A 16,771-nucleotide genomic window follows, 5' to 3' on the forward strand; every position below is an offset into this window, starting at 1 on the left:
GGTTTAGGTGTTGTTGGATACAAAAGGTCGCGTCTGTTTCCCTTTCACTGTGGCTGGAAACATCGAATGTGCTTCCGGCGAGCTTCAATTTGCGAGACGCTGAATTCGCCGACAAACCCAATAATAACCATCGCTTGTCGGCGGCCAGAGAGCTACAAATCACGTAGCCTGAACAATGCGATTTTGTTTATTTCAGCAATCGCAGTGTTGAATTCAGTTTTTACATCGTTTTCTAAGCGCTTTTCGAACGCTTCAAGGATCAAGTGCCGATTCGCTCCTTTTACTGCCATGATGAACGGGAATTGGAACTTAGCTTTGTAACGATCGTTAAAATCTGTAAAGCGGGCAAATTCTTCGGACGTACATTGATCAATGCCTGCGCTGGCTTGCTCTGAGGTCGACTCTGCCGTTAACTCGCCTGCCTGCGCCGCTCTGCCTGCTAAATCAGGGTGAGCAAGGATGACCTGCATCTTTGACGCCTCTTCCGCATTGTTGAGTATATCGGCCATGCGAGAGTGCAGAGCATCCTGCTCATCAAAATCACCACCCAGTCCCGAACCATAGGCCTGCTCAGCGACCCACGCGCTGTGCTCGTATACACCGCCAAACGTTTCAACAAACTGTTCTTTGGTTTGCTCACTGGGCCGACAGGTTGAAAATCTCGCCATTGCTATGCCTACTCCTTAGTCATGTTCGGATGTGGGTGATGCTTATGCCAATGCTTGGCGATATCAACACGACGGGTTATCCATACCCTGTCATGCTGCTTCACATATTCTATAAAGCGTTTCAACGCTGCTAGCCTTCCGGGCCTGCCGACCAAACGGCAATGCAAACCGATGGACAGCATTTTCGGCGCGTCCATACCTTCTTCATAGAGAACATCAAAACTGTCTTTCAGGTACTGAAAGAACTGTTCTCCCGAATTAAACCCCTGCACCGTAGAAAAACGCATGTCATTAGCATCCAATGAATAAGGGATCACTAGCTGTGGTTTTCCAGGTGCCGTTCCATCTTCGTGCCAGTATGGAAGATCATCGTCATAGGCATCAGAGTCATAGAGAAAACCGCCCTCTTCAGCTACCAACCTACGTGTATTAGGGCTGGTTCTACCGGTGTACCATCCTAATGGGCGCTCACCAGTGACTTCCTTTATCGCCGCGATGGCTTTTTGCATATCTTCACGTTCATCTTCTTCACGCACATATTGATAGTCGATCCAACGATAACCGTGGCTACAGATCTCATGACCCTCTTCTGCCATAGCCTGAATCGCCTCTGGATACCTTTCCGCTGCCATGCCAACGGCAAACACAGTCAGTGGAATCTCATGTTGCCGGAACAATCTCAACGTGCGCCAAATGCCTGCACGTGTACCATACTCGTAAATCGATTCCATGCTTATGTGTCTTACACCAGCTAATGGTTGTGCCGACGGGATCTCAGATAAGAAAGCTTCTGACTCCCTGTCTCCATGTAATACACAACGCTCGCCACCCTCTTCAAAATTCAATACGAACGAAACCGCAATCCTAGCCTCTCCCGGCCATCTTGGGTGAGGAGGATGAGCACCATAACCTTTCAAATCCCTAGGATAATCACTACTCATCGCGCCATTTCCTGTTGTCAAAACCTTGCATCAAAAGTATCCCGCTCCGCCGTGTTTATTTCTATATCTCTATGGGGCATTAAAGATGTAAATGCTCCTTGATCCCGACAAGATCATTTTTAGTATTACATTTTGTATACAATTTACAAGAAAAAGTTAACAAAATGTTGCCGCCTTCATATTTCCGAAAATTCAATCAGACGAAGATTTGTAGCAAATTTCGACACTAACCCCTTTAAGTAAAGGCTTTCTTTCTAGATTCTCACTATTGATACTGCACGTTTGTCACTCTTTACAAGAATTAAGTATTGTGTACATTTTAAGTTTATATGTGTGCACACAGAATAAAATGTATTGGATTACACCCGCTAGAGAAGCTCTCATATACAGGTGAATATCCAGCAGGTGCAGGCAAGAACAAAGCAATAACCCATAGAACATAAGGACAGAGGTAAATGGGAAGACTAACCACACATGTGCTCGACACTGCCAAAGGCCAACCTGGGGCAGGTATCGAAGTATTACTATATAGGATTGAGGTAAGCACCCTTCACCATGTCATTACCATGACCACCAATCATGATGGGCGAACCAATGAGCCGTTACTGGAAGAGGCAGACTTTCAGCGTGGCAAATACCAGTTGCAGTTCAACACTGCAGATTATTTTAAAAAAAGTGGGATGACGCTCAGTGACATTCCTTTCCTCGACGATGTCGTGATCCGATTTGGCATTGACGATGAAAACGCTCACTATCACGTCCCTTTATTAGTTTCACCCTTCAGTTTTTCGACTTATAGAGGCAGTTAGCTAATGTAGAGCGAAAAGCAGAGTTCTAATTTCTGGGTTTAGTACCCCAGGAATAATGCGATAAGGAAAACTCGCAGTAACTCCTAGACCAACAGGAATAACACAATGGAAAAGCAAGACACTGTTGAACAGCCAATAGGTAAGAGTGGCTTTCTTGAACGCTACTTTAAATTGAGCCAACACGGAACATCCGTTAAGAATGAGCTCATCGGCGGGATCACTACTTTTGCCACTATGGCTTATATCATTTTCGTGAACCCCAATATTATGTCAGCGTCCGGTATGGATCCTGGCGCACTTTTTGTTGCAACTTGTATTGGTGCAGCAATCGGCACTCTGATGATGGGCCTGTTTGCTAATTGGCCAGTCGGCCTTGCACCTGGCATGGGCCTGAATGCTTTCTTCGCCTTTACAGTGGTTGGGGAAATGGGATACAGCTGGCAGGTTGCTCTCGGTGCGGTTTTCATATCCGGCGTCATTTTTGTGGGGCTGAGTGTTTCCCGTGTTAGAGAATGGATCATTAACAGCATACCTTCCTCATTGCGTTATGCGATGACAGCAGGTGTTGGATTGTTTCTCGGCATTATCGGCCTCAAGAGTGCGGGGATCGTCGTAGGTAGCCCCGCCACTTTAGTAACGTTGGGCGACTTTACTCAGCCTGCGGCGATTCTTGCTGCGGCATGTTTCTTCATCATTTCCGTACTGGCCGTTAAACAAGTGTTTGGCGCCGTTCTCATTGGTATTTTCAGCACAACCTTGATCGGTTTAGGCCTTGGGTTGTTTGAATACGGTGGCATCTTTTCCGCGCCACCAAGCATTGCCCCCACCTTTATGGCAATGGATATTGCTGGCGCACTGAATGTAGGAATGATCAGCATTATTCTCGCCTTCCTGTTTGTGAACATGTTTGACACCGCCGGCACACTGATGGGTGTGGCTGAACGTGCAAACCTCATTAACAAAGAGACTGGAAAGATCGATGGGCTTCCAAAAGCACTCAAAGCAGACAGTATGTCGAGCGTTATTGGTGCATGTTTCGGTTGTCCACCCGTTACAAGCTACGTGGAAAGTGCCTCCGGTGTATCGGCAGGCGCAAGGACTGGTCTGTCTGCTATCGTGGTTGGCCTTCTGTTTCTAGCCGCTATTTTCCTTTCGCCACTGGCAGGAATGATCCCAGCATACGCCACAGCAGGTGCGCTTATTTACGTCGCTTTCCTGATGATGAGCAGTATCCGCCACGTGAACTGGGATGATTTTACTGATTCCGTTCCAGCCGCAGTTACCGCTTTGATGATGCCGCTGACCTTCTCCATCTCAAACGGTATCGCTCTCGGCTTTATCACTTACACCGTGCTCAAGGCGGGCACAGGAAAGTTCTCAGATATTTCGATTGCAATGTATGCATTGAGCATACTCTTTGTGTTCAAGCTGATCATTATTGGATAACGAACAATGGGGCCCAAAGAGGCCCCTAATTTTTATTTTTCGTTTCAAAAGGACCAACGACGTCCCAAGGGGTAATTCGACATTCACCACCAGCGCTGCCGAACAAAAATGGAATGCCGGCAGCTTATAGGAAGAAGTTATGAAACTGCTCTATGAATTAAACGATAAACCACCTGCAGGCTCGACAGTCCTGCTTGCTATTCAACACATGCTTGCCTCAATCGGCGGTATTATCGCCGTGCCACTCATTGTTGGCACCGCCATTGGCTTACCGACAAGTGACGTTGTCACGCTAATCAACGCTGCCCTGTTTATTTCTGGTGCTTTCACAATTATTCAATGTATTGGCTTTGGGCCTGTTGGCATCAGGCTACCCGTTGTCATGGGTTCCAGCTTTGCATTTCTTGGCATCGCGATAGGCATAGGGAAAGCTGATGGCGTTTCTGGGATTATGGGAGCGGCACTGGTAGGTGCCTGTATGGTGATTGTCTCCGCCTTTTTTATGGAGCAAATCCGTAAGCTCTTCCCTCCAGTCGTCAGTGGTGTTGTCGTCACGCTGATTGGTTTAACCATTCTTCCGGTCGCTATGAACTGGGTAGGTGATGCGCCGGCTGGAAGCGAACACTTTGCTACGTTACCTAAACTTTTCCTTGCGGCTATTTCACTGCTGGTTGTTTTGCTGGTTGCCACTTATGCGAAAGGTTCAGTGGCTGCATCAGCAATTGTCATCGGCTTAGCGGGCGGTTATCTGGTTGCTCTCAGTATGGGTATGGTAGACATGAAGCAAATCGGTGAAGCAAGCTGGTTTGCGGCACCAGAGCCACTGAAGTTCGGACTCAGCTTTTCCTGGCCTGCCATCGTAAGTATGTGTCTTGCTTACATTGTGGTCATTGCTGAAGCAACGGGTGATTTCCTCGCACTCGCCAGCAACTGTCACCGCACTATCTCAGGTAAAGATCTTAAACGTGGTCTTCTCGGTGATGGTATCGGTAGTGCTGTGGGTTCATTCTTTGGTGCCATGCCCCTGGCCTCTTTTAGTCAGAACGTGGGTATTGTCGGCATTACTGGCGTGGCAAGCCGCTATGTTGTTGGTACCACAGGCGCTCTGTTGATCCTTGCTGGCTTGTTCCCGAAATTTGGTGCATTGGCTGTTACTGTACCTAAGCCTGTGCTTGGCGGCGTTGGTTTCATCATGTTCGGTATGATTGCCTATGCGGGTATTCGAATGTTGGTTAAAGCAGCAGACACACGCCGCAATGCGCTGGTGATTTGTGTTTCTCTGGCGGCTGGCCTCGCTGTCACCATCAAACCTTCCCTGCTACAGCACCTTCATCACGATATTGCTCAGCTTCTTCATTCGGGTATTACTACGGGTACGATTGTCGCTGTTGTGCTGAACCTAGTGCTTCCGAAGTCGAAAGAAGATGTCCATGCTGAAAGGCAGGCAGAAGAGGAAGAAATGAACAGCGAGCATACAATCCCGCTCAGCGAAGATACGGCAGAGCCTGCAATGGCTAGCACTTCTTCTCAGAGTGATGTGTCGACAGATCAACCTTCTAAACCGACACAATAAACCCTCCATGTCAGCCCCGATTTTCTCAGAAACTCGGGGCTGTTCATTTTCCAGCAAAGGATATAATTACATGGCGACGACCTGGATTAAAAATCCTCTCGCGATTTGGACTGGAACGAATGATGACGCGGCTGGCGGCATTGTTGTTCAAGGAAACACCATAGTAGAAGTGGTCGCCAAAGGCGCTGCTCCCACCCAACCTTTTGACCATACTCTAGATGCTTCAGAGCATATTGTGTTACCCGGCTTGGTTAACGCCCATCACCATTTCTACCAGACGCTCACCCGTGCTTATCCAGATGCATTGGACAAAGAGTTATTCCATTGGCTCAAGGCGCTATATCCCGTTTGGGCTGGCCTTGATGAAGAAATGATGCAGCTTGGGACAGAGCTCGCCAGTTCTGAGTTGCTGCTCTCCGGTTGTACCACAGCTTCCGATCACCATTACTTAATCCCAGTTGGTTTGGAACACGCCATTGATATTCAGGTAGAAGCCACTAGAAAGCTCGGTTTACGCACTGTGCTGACCCGAGGATCAATGAGTCTTGGTGAAGATCAGGGCGGGCTGCCCCCAAGGCACACCATTCAAACTGAACAAACCATCATTGATGATAGCGTCCGCCTAATCCGCGAATATCATCAACCTGAATTTGGCGGTATGACTCAAATTGCCCTCGCCCCCTGCTCTCCTTTTTCTGTCACCACAGAGCTCATGAAAGAAACGGCTCACGTTGCCAAACAACATGATGTGATGCTACATACTCACCTATGCGAGACCATAGACGAAGAAAACTTTTGTCTCGAACGTTTCGGTTATCGTCCCGTCGATTACCTGGAAGAGGTGGGCTGGCTGCATGACAGAACCTGGCTGGCACACGGTATACATTTCAACGACGAAGAGATTCGCAGGCTTGGACAATCTGGCATTGGAATTTGTCATTGTCCAAGTTCTAACATGATGCTCGCCTCGGGTATTTGCCGAAATCTAGAGCTAGAACAAGCTGGCGCTTCTGTTGGTCTTGGCGTGGATGGCTCCGCTTCCAATGATGGCTCCAATCTAGTGAATGAGCTACGAATGGCGACTTACATTCAACGCCTGAGATACGGTTCTGCCAAAGTCAGTCACTTTGATGCGTTCCGCTGGGCGACACAGGGCTCGGCGAGAAATATCGGCCGAAAAGACATCGGCACGCTGGACAAAGGTATGTTGGCAGATATTGCTATGTTCAAGCTGGATGAAATTCAATTCTGTGGCAGCCACGATCCTCTCGCTGCGCTGGTGCTTTGCGGCCACCATCGCGCAGACCGCGTCATGGTTAATGGTGATTGGCGGGTGGTTGATGGCGAATTGGTCGATGTTGATAAGCAAGAGTTGATGGTAAGGCACCGTGCAGCAGCAAGAAAGCTGGCTGCTAAAGCTCAACAACTAAGGCGCTAAAAAGCGCCTTCATTTTTTCTTTGCCATGTTAGTTAGGGGAACGCTTAACCGATTTCTTTCCGCTTAAGCTTTGCGCGTTGATCTCTTTACCGGTGACGTAGTTGAACGACGAAACCACCAGCGCATAAACAACATCAACTTCGGCTTGAGTCGAAGGCGTATAGATCATGACAAAGCCTTCCCAACCCAAACGCTGAGACGACCAGGGATGAAAGGTTGCCCAGTTGTTTTTCACCGCTTCTTTGGCTAACTCTGGCGGTAGTGAAGCATGAAGACTGCCGTCTGGATGTAAATGCGCGAATTCTCGGCCACCGACGATGACCTGAGGATTCGCAAGCGGAACACCCTCGCGAATCCAGAAGCCTTCCGCACCAGGAAGAGAAAGCATTGAGCTTTACAATGATACATCAGGGATCTTTGCTACCTTGTTTCTGAATTCAGCAATCAGGTCAGCATCTGTTTTCACATTCAACTGCACATGAGGAACGCTATCGGTCGTATCCGGAATAGACGTTTCTCTTGGAGAAAGTTCGCCATCGACATTGGCATGCGCATTTAATGTTGCGGCAAGCAAAACTGTTGAAAACCAACTCACGCTTTTCACTCTGAACTTCATAAGCTTTCTCTCCCAACCGTATTAGAAACGATAACGCAACCCAAGAGACACTTCGTGGGCGGTAGCGCCGTCTATTTGGAAGCCATCGGTAAAGGAATCCTGATAGGTTTGAGCATCACCCAGCGAGACATACTGATACTCGCCAACGACTGCAAAGCTTTCATTGAAGGAATAGCTTGCTCCAACACCGACATTCCAGGTGAATTCCGTCTCCGTTTTGTCTGGATAACCATCGTAAAAGCCATCTGACACACCATCAAATGCGTCAAAGGCGGAAACGCCCTGACCACCTAGTTTGGCACTGTACTTGTTACGGGCGATACCCAAGCCACCCTTGATATAGGGCGAAAAGCCAGTGCCTGTATCGATATCATAAAAGCCTTCCACCGTTAGCGTTGTGCTCTCAAGTTTTCCGACCAGAGCATACTCCTCGCCATTTCTCGCTACGGTGCCAAAACGTGTGCTGCTAAAATCGCTTTCGCGATAACCCAATCGCCCTTCGACTCGGAACGACTCATTAACGATATAGCCCAAGCCAATCGTACCTACCTCACCATCACCGGAATCAAAGTCGTTTGGAAAATCCGCATCAACAGCTATGTTGTCGCCATAGGCTTCACTGTCTGTCGCTTGATAGCTTTTACCCGCCAGCACAGTGACATACACACCTTCTGCAAAAGTCGAAGTAGATAATACAGTCGCAGCCAATACCGCAAGTGAGAGCCTGGTTTTCTTTGAAATCATCTTCATGTCCCTTTGTTTTCCCGTACGCCATGTCGCACACAAACAATGTACAAGAAGATGTTTATTTGTATTATCGTGTATTAACGGACTTCATAATTCGCTCAGGAAGAACAATGATTGAATACCTCAAACATATGGCTATCTTTGTCCGTGTTGTCGACGGTGGATCATTCCGAGCTGCCGCCAAACAGCTAAATCTTGCTCCTTCCCGAGTGAGCCAAACCATTTCAGACCTAGAAGATTACCAAGGTAAGACGCTGCTCTACCGCACGACTAGAAAGCTTTCCCTGACCAATGAGGGGCGCATGTTTTACCCTCGAGTGGTAGAAATGCTCAAGCAAGCAGAACTGGGATTAAACGAGCTCAATGCTATCTCGGTTGAACCCGTCGGAGAGTTGCGTATTTCCTTACCTGCATTTCTTGCTTCCTCTGACGTATCCACTGCACTAGCTGCATTCACCCGCTTATACCCTCGTGTTTCCCTGTCAATTTCTTATACAGATATGCCCGTCAGCCTGATTGACGATGGGTATGACCTGAACGTACGGATTGGTTGGCTAGATGACAGTTCTATGCTTTCTCGAAAATTGGGGGAATATCAGCGTGTTTTGGTCGCTGGCGCTGAATATGCCGCTTCTCACCCACCACCGCAGCATCCAGACGATCTTGTTGATCTTGAGTGGTTAAGCTTCAAACATCGTAAGGACAGAATGGAGTTCATGTCTGGCGATGACAAAGTGCTCGTCGTTTTTAACAATTTTCAATTGCAAGTCGACACCATTGAAGCGCTTTGTCATCTTGCTCATCAAAATGCCGGGATCGCGATTCTGCCCCAACATATCGCCGAGCCAGGGCTAAAATCCGGCGCGTTGGTACAACTTCTTCCAGATTGGTCTCTGCGTAAGCTTGGGCGATACGCGGTTTGGCCGGATAAAGCACGAAGAGAGAATCTGACGCTCTTGTTGGCTCGGTTTTTGGCAGACCAGCTCGCGGAATGAGCACATAAACAAACGCCCCTATTCTATTAGGGGCGTTTGACTTAATAGCGCTATTTGCAGTGGAAGTTTAACGCGCCAATTTACCTAAAGCTTCAGCCACCATATCGACATTGCCAATACCACCGGATGGAAAATAGCCGCTACCGGAGAATCCTGTAAAGGCTGATGGTGCCTCACCAATTAGAGAACCCATGGTCGTCCCGGGTTTCGCTGCTACGTATACGTTAGGGCCAGCAGTTTCAGTGAACGTCTGATCCGTCACTAAATTGCTGAGTGCTGAAACGCGTTTCTTGCGATCAACACTCCACCAGTTCGCCACAAAATTTGCCCCGCCAGGGTGACATTCGGCGGTTGCTTCTACCACTTCACCGAAGATGCTAAATGAATAGTCATGATTGCCCGGCACACTCACACTGAGTTGTGCAACATCACAGGTACCCGGCGTGGTATCAACCTGCGCGTTAATCATGTGTTCATTAAACATCGCAGTTTTCATACCCATTCTTTTCATCGCGCCGTAATATGCAGGAGAAGAGGTTTGGTAGCTCAATGCGAATATATTGAAATCAGCGCCGTTAGAACCGTCGTTATTGAAGGTCGTCGCAGGTAGATTGGAAGTATTGATTGGTGTGCCCACATGAGCAAACGCGACATTCTCATCAGTGAATACTCGGCCCTTTGCATCTGTCACTTGAATGACTTCGCACTGTAATGATCGAATAATCAGCATGCCGAGGTTGTCTGACCCCTCAAATACAAAACCCATGTCAGAAAGGCTGTTTACTTTAATGTCTGCCGGCACCAGCGAAGTCAGCGCATCCTTCTGTACAGCTATACCTCCCGCAATTTCCCGGCAGTTCGAGAAATCTACATCAGAGTTGCTGAAGCGCTTACCTTGATAAGACTGTTTGTGAGATTTCACAGTGTCAGCGCCTTTTGGGCTTCCTTCTTTCGCCATCACCGCTGGAGCAAGTGCCATTGAAGTAACAAGCGCTGTTGCTAAGGTGACTTTATTGATTGTCATGCGAACTCCTTATCCATAGTCGTACTGTTTGTTGTACAGAAACCAATCTACAGCACCGTGATTAGCAACATAATCCGGTACTAAATGAACTAATAGTTCTGGAAATAAGCACTAATCCATATCGGTATATTCGGCTACGCCACCGTCTTAGGCTATGTGTTTTCGCAAACAAAAAACCCGCATTGGGCTGCGGGTTTTATCGAAGTTAATAGGAGAGTTAACTTGCTAGACTGGAGAAACAGCGCCCTCAAATTGACGCAATATTTCATCTAATTCTGCGGTAAGGCTTGTATCTCTTATGGCTTTGTTTTCCTGGTCAAAGTTGTCATAGAAACTCGGTAAACTAAATGTTCCGACGACATTACCACCAAAATGCGGAGCCCCCTCTTTAGCCAGCTTCAGTACTGTTTTTGCGCCACCTGGGCCTGGGGATGTCGCGAGCAAGATAATCGACTTTCCTTGATAGACGTTTCGATCGATACGACTTAGCCAATCAAACAGGTTCTTAAATGCCACCGTAAAATTGCCATTGTGCTCAGCAAATGACACTAAAATTGCGTCGGCATTTTCTATCCGCTTCTGAAAAGCGTAGGCACATCTAGGAATGCCATAATCTTCTTCCAAATCGCTATTGTAGATAGGTAAATCAAAATCATTGATTTCTACATAGTCGACATCAGCGTTCTTGATCTTTCCCGCCGCATATTGGACGAGTTGCTTGTTAATTGATTTACGGCTGTTAGTTGCAGCAAAAGCGAGTATTTTCATCGTTTAATCTTGTTCAATAATGATACTTGGGATAATCAATATCAGTCTGGTCTTAAAGCTGGCCCAACTCTCCGGCTTGATAGCGGACAACAACCTCATTGATTTCTTGTTGTGAGCTCATTGCAAACGGTCCTTGCTGGACAAAGCTCTCATTAATGGTTTCCCCAGACAACAGAGCAAAATGGCTCTGCTTCTTGTTATCACCACGGACTCTCAATACGGAAACGTCTTTAGGGATGATTGAGACAGACTCGCCTTGATCTAGAACATGCCATTCATCGTCTAATTGATACTCGATTTTTCCTTCCACGGCATAGAGCCAAGCATTGAAGTCATCTGGAATTTGGTGTTCAAAACCTGAACGCTCATCGGCAAAACCATCAAGAATGGTAAACGGCCATACCGAGGAGACCTTTGTTTTCGCGCGGTTACTTTCTCCTAGCACCAGCCTAACGCGAAATCCTTCTCCTACCAGCGTAGGCATGTCCTCTCGCTTCACATGAAGAGAGCTAGGCGACTCATGTTTCAACCTTGCCGGGAGATTCACGAAGATCTGCAAACCATGAATTTTCGCACCAAGTCTTGGTGCTTCGTCATGAACCGCGCCACGACCAGCGTTCAGCCAATAGAGATCGCCCGCATGAATATCAAAGTCGTTGCCTAGCGAATCACGGTTGTTAAATTTGCCTTCTGTATCCTCAAACAGAACGGAAACCGCTGAGATACCCGCGTGTGGATGCGCGCCGAATGTCGGTACTGTCATGGTGTAATGATCAACCATAATGATTGGGTCCATCGCCCCTTCAAATTGCGTATGGCGAAAACCAATACCCGTGAATCCTTCTCCAATATTCAATGGGCTGCCAGTAACATGCTTATCCAAGACAGTACTCTGGTTTAATTGGGCTGCTGTATTCGTCATTGCTCTACTCCGTTCTATTTGTTGGCTTAAAAACAATGTAACGAGTTGGATTCCGGATAAAAACCGTTAGAATTCGAACTCTACGTTCCATAAATAGGACAATAAAATGAAAGTCGACTTGAATGACTACTTTTACTTTGTGCATGTCGTTGAGAAAAAGGGATACACTGCCGCCGCTAAAGCGTTGAATATGCCAAAGTCACGGCTGAGCCGACATGTTGTACAGCTGGAAGAGCGCTTAGGTGTCAGGTTATTACAGCGAACGTCCCGCAATGTTGCGGTGACAGAAGAGGGAAAGAGCTTCTACCATCATGCCCGAAAGTTGGTAGATACCTTAGAACTTGCAGAAGCTGCCATGGATAACCGCAGTGGGAAACTCACAGGAAAAGTGGTCATTAGTTGCTCAACAGGTGTCGCTCAATTTGCCTTACTAAGCATTGTGACCGAGTTTGCCAAGCTACATCCTAAAGTGCATATCGAGCAACGTGTTACCAACGCAATGGAAGATCTTGTCGCCGAAGGGATTGATATAGCAATCCGCGGACATAGCGCAGAGCTGCCTGACTCCAGTCTCATCCAGCGATTTATTACTACTGTGGAATGGCAGTTCTACTGCTCGCCCCGTTACCTCGAAACGCTTCAACAGTTAAACACGCCCTACGATCTTGCTGATTGTCAGTTTCTGAAAGTTGGCAGAAGCGGTTCCAAAGACGCTATTCCACTCATGAACCGAGACGGGCTACGTACTCACCAAACATCCAATATCGCTTTGTGCTCAGAAGATATGTCGACCATACGACAAGCCGCGATTGAAGGGTTAGGTGTGACTGCACTGCCTGACTATGTATGCCGCACTGCATTACAAACGGGAGAGCTAGTTCGCGTTCTGCCTGATTGGCTTTCACAGTCGGCAAGTTTAAGTTTGTTGATGCCTTCAAGGCTAGGCGTACCGCCACATACCAAAGCGTTGGCGGAATTTATTCGAGAGAAACTTCCCTTGGTGGTTAGGGGCTGTTGACCTTAGAGCAGCCATTTCTGCTTAACAACCCTGTCTACATAACCAATATTTCTATATCTAAAAGCATTGGAATTCGTGTTGGTGAAATCTGAACCACGTCCTACTGGATGGGTTCACCATTGATTGTTCCTGAGATTAGCTCGTCAACCGTCGTCAAAGTCGTGCCATTGCTACTTGCTGTAAGCTCGTCTCTGATGGCTATGCCATTTCCGATACCAAAGTTTGTTTTGAAGAGAGCGGTGGACTCTTGTCCGTCGTCAACTAGCATGATTTCGAGAGTGACCAAGCACGTTTCAAATGTGCCAGCTGGTACAGTCACGGTTTCTCTTTTCTCGTACTTCATTTTCACATCCATTGTGCCGGTCTCCACACCATCGGTATAAACCGTAATAGTAGGTTGTGTGCGTGATTCACCAGAAGCAAGGTCAAAGAAATATGCCAGCCCACTTGGTTTGTAAGTTATCATTTCCCCCTCAAAAAATTGACCTAACGTTGTTACTGCCTGACTCGATTCATCCACAACAACATATGTTCTGTTGTCGGGCGTATCATCATAGAGTCTGACTTCCAACACTCCGCTTTGGCCTTCATAATCCACAACAGCCTGAACAACCTCTCTCTCTTGAACGTTGACGGGTTGAGCCAATCCAGCTTTCTTTGAAATGTTGGTGATAGTTTCTGTACCCAGTTCGTTTAATGTTGGGTTGTAGCACGAGCTAAGCGAAGTCCCATCACCATCAGGAAATACAATCCCATCTTGCGGATCATCACTACCTCCACAGCCAAACAAGAGAAGCGGTAACACGCCTAATCCTACTTTTTTCATGACAGTTCCTGCCTAAAAATACTGCGATATAGTCCTTTATCGCAGTATGCTCGCGGAGCGCTGTCTGATCTGGCGAGACAATGAGACTAAGATTTACATTAGCCCTTGCTAATTTTTATGAGTTGGTGAGTCTTAAACTCGAATGGTTCTTTATGAGCCGTCAATCTTCTCATTAACTGAGAAGGCCCAATACAGTCTCCAGTGAAGAGTAATCTGAAATACGTTGATGGTGCTGGACTCTTTCTCCAACGATAACCAAGTTAACGCCTAGCGTTTTACAAGCTTTTACATCCCACATCGCATCGCCAAAATAGGTGATTGGCAAACCTTTAGAAGGATCAGCTTTCGCTTGTGCAATTGCCATAATTTCAATACGTGCATGATGATCATTTGAAGATGCAATGATGAGGTTGTCAGTATCGAACCCAGCAGATTGAAGCTTTAATCTCGCAGTCTCTCCCCAGCCACCAGTCGCAACCGAAACGATATAGTCGTTATTGTTCAATACGTGCAGAAGGAAACGCTTTGCACCTTTAACTTCAATCGCTGGGCTTTCTTTGATGGTTTGCTCGATATTTTGAATAAAAACGGGCTTTACTCTGTTTTCCAATTCTTCAAGTGAGTATTGAGGTACTTGTCTTTCAATAAAGGTTTGAAGAACACCTCTGTCGGTCACATGCGGGTAGGTTTCCCAATCATTCTTTATGGCAATTCCTGTGACTTCATGAACGGCATCCATAAAACATTTTTCGTCGAACTCATAGGATTGAATCAGTGTCCCATCGATATCGAACATAATGTGTTGCATGAGCTTCCTTGTATTTATCGCTTTGAAACTAACTCAATTCGCATGCTTTACGCCGCACCCTCTCAGCACCAAATTCACCAGAAATTCTGCCGCATCTTCGAAGTCTTGATCTTCTAGTTCAAACTGGCCGCTGACCTGACATATCTGCCAGTTAAAGTCAGCGTAGGTTTGGGTTGATGACCAGAGCATAAACATCAGATGCTTGGGAGGCACTGGCTCCATCCAACCCCGATCAATCCAATATTCGAACTTGTTCAGAATCATTCGAGATTGATCCATCAAGGATTCTGCAATGTCACTAGGGAGGTGTGGTGCGCCAGCCATCACTTCAGCAGCAAAAGTCTTCGAAGCGGCGGCGTATTCTTTAGATATGCGCAGTTTGGTACGGATATATTGGGTAAGCGCATCTCTCGGGTCGTTGAGCTGCTCGATAGGGTAAGACGCTTCAAGCAATGGCTGAGTGACGCTTTCCAGCACTGCACGATAGAGATTGTCTTTGGTATTGAAATAGTAATAGAGGTTGGGCTTGGGAATTTCAGCGCGTTGGGCAATTTCGGCTGTCGTTGTCGCGGCATAGCCTTTTTCTGCAAACAGTTGGCTGGCAACTTCGATGATCTTTTCCTGATTTTTCGTCCTGATGCGTGACATTGCCCGTCCGTGGATTCATTAAAGCGTGTAATCACAACTTTAATGAATCCTAGACAATTCATCCAGTCAATCACTCTGGTAATATCAATATTGCTCTGAAGTCATTCACATTGGTGCGGGTTGGCCCGGTAAAAATCAAGCCGCTAAGCGCTTCAAAAAAACCATAACTGTCGTTGTTAGTCAGGTAAGGTTCGGGTGACAGTTTCTTCTCTGCAGCGGCGACATAAAAATCCGGTTTCAACTCTGCTCCGGCATTGTCTTCCACACCATCAATGCCATCCGTATCGCAGGCCAACGCATAAATTCTGCCCCGAATCGCGGGCTCTTTCTCAAGCGCCTGATAGAGTGATAACAGAAACTCACAATTGCGCCCTCCACGACCATTACCTCTGACTGTTACAGTGGTTTCACCGCCAGAGAGGATGACGCAAGGTGCAGGGAAAGGCTGATCATGTTTAGCTGCACTGCTTGCCATGGCTGCATGCACCAGTGCGACATCCCTTGATTCTCCCTCCAGAGTATCTCCCAGAATATAAGCAGGAATCCCTAGCGATTCCGATAAAGTCTGCGCAGAAACCAGAGATTCGAAAGGCGTTGAAATAATCTCAAAACGGCTTTTTGACAGTCTCTCGTCACCGGCTTTTGGGGTTTCAGATGCTTCGCTTTCCAGCCACAAAGTGACATTGTCACTTACTGGGATGTCATATTTATTCAATACGTTAATAGCATCAAAACGCGTCGTCGGGTCTGCGACTGTCGGACCTGATGCGATAACATCTGCGGCATCTCCCGGCACATCAGATATCGCAAGCGTAAGCACACTTGCAGGGTAAGCCGCTTGTGCCAGCTTCCCTCCTTTTACAGCGGAAAGATGCTTTCTTACACAATTCATTTCGTTGATGGTAGCTCCCGATTTCAACAGGGCTTTGTTGACTTCCTGTTTCTCGGAAAAGTCGATGCCAGGTGCAGGTAAGCTTAATAAGGCTGAGCCTCCGCCGGATAGCAAACATATCACCGTGTCAGTTTCATCAAGGTTCGTGACCAAATTTAGGATGAGCTTCGCGACTTTCTCGCCTTCACCATCAGGAACCGGGTGCGACGCTTCCAATACTTCGATGTGCTTACAAGGTGCGCCATGCAAATAACGTGTGACAACAACGCCATTTATCGGCCCATCCCATTCATCTTCCAACGCTTGAGCCATTGAAGCAGCCGCTTTACCTGCACCGATCACGACTAAATTCCCCGAACGGTCTTCGGGCAGGTACTTTTTAATATTTCCATGAGGCAGGGCGGCTTCAACCGCAGCGTCAAACAATTCCCGGAGAAATATCGAGGGTGATAAACCTCCAATGGATGTCTTTTCTGATTCTGACTGTTTTATTGGGGTTTCTTCGCCTTCCTTGAACACTTCCTGCTGATCCATTGCTTATCTCCATAGAAAAAAAAGCCCGTCGTGAAAGAAGCGGGCAAAATACTAAGGACCTGTAAAACGTAAAGTCAAGTTGGAGGTACACCAAGCAG

18 protein-coding genes are annotated in these 16,771 nt (G+C 47.2%); 6 read left to right on the top strand and 12 right to left on the bottom strand.

Annotation, left to right across the window (positions count from 1 at the left end):
* Window positions 1-152: 152 nt before the first annotated feature.
* Window positions 153-668, bottom strand: a complete 516-nt coding sequence (uraD, locus tag GMA8713_RS08585) for a 2-oxo-4-hydroxy-4-carboxy-5-ureidoimidazoline decarboxylase (RefSeq protein WP_062707986.1) — start codon at window positions 666-668, stop codon at window positions 153-155.
* Window positions 669-676: 8 nt separating this feature from the next.
* Window positions 677-1,609 carry an allantoinase PuuE gene (gene puuE, locus GMA8713_RS08590; RefSeq protein ID WP_062707989.1) on the bottom strand — a complete coding sequence of 311 codons (933 nt, stop codon included), beginning with the start codon at window positions 1,607-1,609 and terminating at the stop codon, window positions 677-679.
* Window positions 1,610-2,064: 455 nt separating this feature from the next.
* Here puuE and uraH point away from each other — a divergent pair, with 455 nt between their 5' ends.
* The 4 genes from uraH to GMA8713_RS08610 all read left to right on the top strand — a co-directional run bounded on the left by uraH (window position 2,065) and on the right by GMA8713_RS08610 (window position 6,875).
* A complete protein-coding gene (gene uraH / locus GMA8713_RS08595; RefSeq protein ID WP_062707991.1) occupies window positions 2,065-2,418 on the top strand; it encodes a hydroxyisourate hydrolase in 354 nt (117 codons plus the stop codon).
* Between the two features lie 105 nt (window positions 2,419-2,523).
* On the top strand, window positions 2,524-3,864 hold the full coding sequence (locus tag GMA8713_RS08600) for an NCS2 family permease (RefSeq protein WP_062707995.1): 1,341 nt from the start codon (window positions 2,524-2,526) through the stop codon (window positions 3,862-3,864).
* 139 nt (window positions 3,865-4,003) lie between these two features.
* Complete coding sequence (locus tag GMA8713_RS08605; protein ID WP_062707999.1) at window positions 4,004-5,437, top strand: nucleobase:cation symporter-2 family protein; 1,434 nt, start codon at window positions 4,004-4,006, stop codon at window positions 5,435-5,437.
* 70 nt (window positions 5,438-5,507) lie between these two features.
* The gene (locus GMA8713_RS08610) at window positions 5,508-6,875 is read left to right on the top strand and encodes an 8-oxoguanine deaminase (RefSeq protein WP_062708002.1); all 1,368 of its coding nucleotides are present in this window, start codon (window positions 5,508-5,510) and stop codon (window positions 6,873-6,875) included.
* A 28-nt stretch (window positions 6,876-6,903) separates the two neighbouring features.
* Here GMA8713_RS08610 and GMA8713_RS27280 read toward each other — a convergent pair whose 3' ends face one another.
* From GMA8713_RS27280 to GMA8713_RS08620, 3 genes are read right to left on the bottom strand one after another with little or no spacing between them, the layout of a single operon-like run.
* Window positions 6,904-7,263: a luciferase domain-containing protein gene (locus GMA8713_RS27280; protein ID WP_157515542.1), complete on the bottom strand. Its 360-nt coding sequence runs from the start codon at window positions 7,261-7,263 to the stop codon at window positions 6,904-6,906.
* Between the two features lie 6 nt (window positions 7,264-7,269).
* Entirely contained in the window at window positions 7,270-7,491 is a 222-nt protein-coding gene (locus GMA8713_RS27285) for a hypothetical protein (RefSeq protein WP_157515544.1), read from the bottom strand.
* Between the two features lie 21 nt (window positions 7,492-7,512).
* A complete protein-coding gene (locus GMA8713_RS08620; RefSeq protein ID WP_062708005.1) occupies window positions 7,513-8,235 on the bottom strand; it encodes an outer membrane protein in 723 nt (240 codons plus the stop codon).
* 113 nt (window positions 8,236-8,348) lie between these two features.
* Here GMA8713_RS08620 and GMA8713_RS08625 point away from each other — a divergent pair, with 113 nt between their 5' ends.
* The gene (locus GMA8713_RS08625; protein WP_062708009.1) at window positions 8,349-9,233 is read left to right on the top strand and encodes a LysR family transcriptional regulator; all 885 of its coding nucleotides are present in this window, start codon (window positions 8,349-8,351) and stop codon (window positions 9,231-9,233) included.
* Between the two features lie 67 nt (window positions 9,234-9,300).
* On the opposite strand, the gene GMA8713_RS08630 is transcribed toward GMA8713_RS08625, so the two are convergent.
* The 3 genes from GMA8713_RS08630 to GMA8713_RS08640 all read right to left on the bottom strand — a co-directional run bounded on the left by GMA8713_RS08630 (window position 9,301) and on the right by GMA8713_RS08640 (window position 11,947).
* Window positions 9,301-10,257 carry a hypothetical protein gene (locus GMA8713_RS08630; protein ID WP_062708012.1) on the bottom strand — a complete coding sequence of 319 codons (957 nt, stop codon included), beginning with the start codon at window positions 10,255-10,257 and terminating at the stop codon, window positions 9,301-9,303.
* Between the two features lie 225 nt (window positions 10,258-10,482).
* Window positions 10,483-11,025: an NADPH-dependent FMN reductase gene (locus GMA8713_RS08635; protein ID WP_062708015.1), complete on the bottom strand. Its 543-nt coding sequence runs from the start codon at window positions 11,023-11,025 to the stop codon at window positions 10,483-10,485.
* A gap of 52 nt (window positions 11,026-11,077) precedes the next feature.
* Window positions 11,078-11,947: a pirin family protein gene (locus GMA8713_RS08640; RefSeq protein WP_062708017.1), complete on the bottom strand. Its 870-nt coding sequence runs from the start codon at window positions 11,945-11,947 to the stop codon at window positions 11,078-11,080.
* 106 nt (window positions 11,948-12,053) lie between these two features.
* Between GMA8713_RS08640 and GMA8713_RS08645 the strand changes: the two genes are divergently transcribed.
* Entirely contained in the window at window positions 12,054-12,965 is a 912-nt protein-coding gene (locus GMA8713_RS08645) for a LysR substrate-binding domain-containing protein (RefSeq protein WP_062708019.1), read from the top strand.
* 100 nt (window positions 12,966-13,065) lie between these two features.
* Here the strand turns inward: GMA8713_RS08645 and GMA8713_RS08650 are convergent, their stop codons facing one another.
* The 4 genes from GMA8713_RS08650 to GMA8713_RS08665 all read right to left on the bottom strand — a co-directional run bounded on the left by GMA8713_RS08650 (window position 13,066) and on the right by GMA8713_RS08665 (window position 16,673).
* On the bottom strand, window positions 13,066-13,791 hold the full coding sequence (locus GMA8713_RS08650) for a DUF3108 domain-containing protein (protein ID WP_062708021.1): 726 nt from the start codon (window positions 13,789-13,791) through the stop codon (window positions 13,066-13,068).
* A 172-nt stretch (window positions 13,792-13,963) separates the two neighbouring features.
* Complete coding sequence (locus GMA8713_RS08655) at window positions 13,964-14,587, bottom strand: HAD family hydrolase (RefSeq protein ID WP_232314395.1); 624 nt, start codon at window positions 14,585-14,587, stop codon at window positions 13,964-13,966.
* A gap of 45 nt (window positions 14,588-14,632) precedes the next feature.
* Window positions 14,633-15,247, bottom strand: a complete 615-nt coding sequence (locus GMA8713_RS08660; protein ID WP_062708028.1) for a TetR/AcrR family transcriptional regulator — start codon at window positions 15,245-15,247, stop codon at window positions 14,633-14,635.
* Between the two features lie 70 nt (window positions 15,248-15,317).
* Entirely contained in the window at window positions 15,318-16,673 is a 1,356-nt protein-coding gene (locus GMA8713_RS08665; RefSeq protein WP_232314396.1) for a glycerate kinase type-2 family protein, read from the bottom strand.
* Between the last annotated feature and the right edge of the window lie 98 nt (window positions 16,674-16,771).

The sequence above is a fragment of the Grimontia marina genome (assembly GCF_900060185.1).
Lineage (GTDB): Bacteria > Pseudomonadota > Gammaproteobacteria > Enterobacterales > Vibrionaceae > Enterovibrio > Enterovibrio marinus.

What these genes read in the sequence shown, in the direction of transcription:
- uraD (WP_062707986.1), bottom strand. Translation starts at nt 668, where the DNA reads ATGGCGAGATTTTCAACCTGTCGGCCCAGTGAGCAAACCAAAGAACAG.
- GMA8713_RS27280 (WP_157515542.1), bottom strand. Translation starts at nt 7,263, where the DNA reads ATGCTTTCTCTTCCTGGTGCGGAAGGCTTCTGGATTCGCGAGGGTGTT.
- uraH (WP_062707991.1), top strand. Translation starts at nt 2,065, where the DNA reads ATGGGAAGACTAACCACACATGTGCTCGACACTGCCAAAGGCCAACCT.
- GMA8713_RS08660 (WP_062708028.1), bottom strand. Translation starts at nt 15,247, where the DNA reads ATGTCACGCATCAGGACGAAAAATCAGGAAAAGATCATCGAAGTTGCC.
- GMA8713_RS08640 (WP_062708017.1), bottom strand. Translation starts at nt 11,947, where the DNA reads ATGACGAATACAGCAGCCCAATTAAACCAGAGTACTGTCTTGGATAAG.
- GMA8713_RS08665 (WP_232314396.1), bottom strand. Translation starts at nt 16,673, where the DNA reads ATGGATCAGCAGGAAGTGTTCAAGGAAGGCGAAGAAACCCCAATAAAA.
- GMA8713_RS08650 (WP_062708021.1), bottom strand. Translation starts at nt 13,791, where the DNA reads ATGAAAAAAGTAGGATTAGGCGTGTTACCGCTTCTCTTGTTTGGCTGT.
- GMA8713_RS08635 (WP_062708015.1), bottom strand. Translation starts at nt 11,025, where the DNA reads ATGAAAATACTCGCTTTTGCTGCAACTAACAGCCGTAAATCAATTAAC.
- GMA8713_RS08625 (WP_062708009.1), top strand. Translation starts at nt 8,349, where the DNA reads ATGATTGAATACCTCAAACATATGGCTATCTTTGTCCGTGTTGTCGAC.
- GMA8713_RS08600 (WP_062707995.1), top strand. Translation starts at nt 2,524, where the DNA reads ATGGAAAAGCAAGACACTGTTGAACAGCCAATAGGTAAGAGTGGCTTT.
- GMA8713_RS08630 (WP_062708012.1), bottom strand. Translation starts at nt 10,257, where the DNA reads ATGACAATCAATAAAGTCACCTTAGCAACAGCGCTTGTTACTTCAATG.
- GMA8713_RS27285 (WP_157515544.1), bottom strand. Translation starts at nt 7,491, where the DNA reads ATGAAGTTCAGAGTGAAAAGCGTGAGTTGGTTTTCAACAGTTTTGCTT.
- GMA8713_RS08605 (WP_062707999.1), top strand. Translation starts at nt 4,004, where the DNA reads ATGAAACTGCTCTATGAATTAAACGATAAACCACCTGCAGGCTCGACA.
- GMA8713_RS08655 (WP_232314395.1), bottom strand. Translation starts at nt 14,587, where the DNA reads ATGTTCGATATCGATGGGACACTGATTCAATCCTATGAGTTCGACGAA.
- GMA8713_RS08620 (WP_062708005.1), bottom strand. Translation starts at nt 8,235, where the DNA reads ATGATTTCAAAGAAAACCAGGCTCTCACTTGCGGTATTGGCTGCGACT.
- puuE (WP_062707989.1), bottom strand. Translation starts at nt 1,609, where the DNA reads ATGAGTAGTGATTATCCTAGGGATTTGAAAGGTTATGGTGCTCATCCT.
- GMA8713_RS08610 (WP_062708002.1), top strand. Translation starts at nt 5,508, where the DNA reads ATGGCGACGACCTGGATTAAAAATCCTCTCGCGATTTGGACTGGAACG.
- GMA8713_RS08645 (WP_062708019.1), top strand. Translation starts at nt 12,054, where the DNA reads ATGAAAGTCGACTTGAATGACTACTTTTACTTTGTGCATGTCGTTGAG.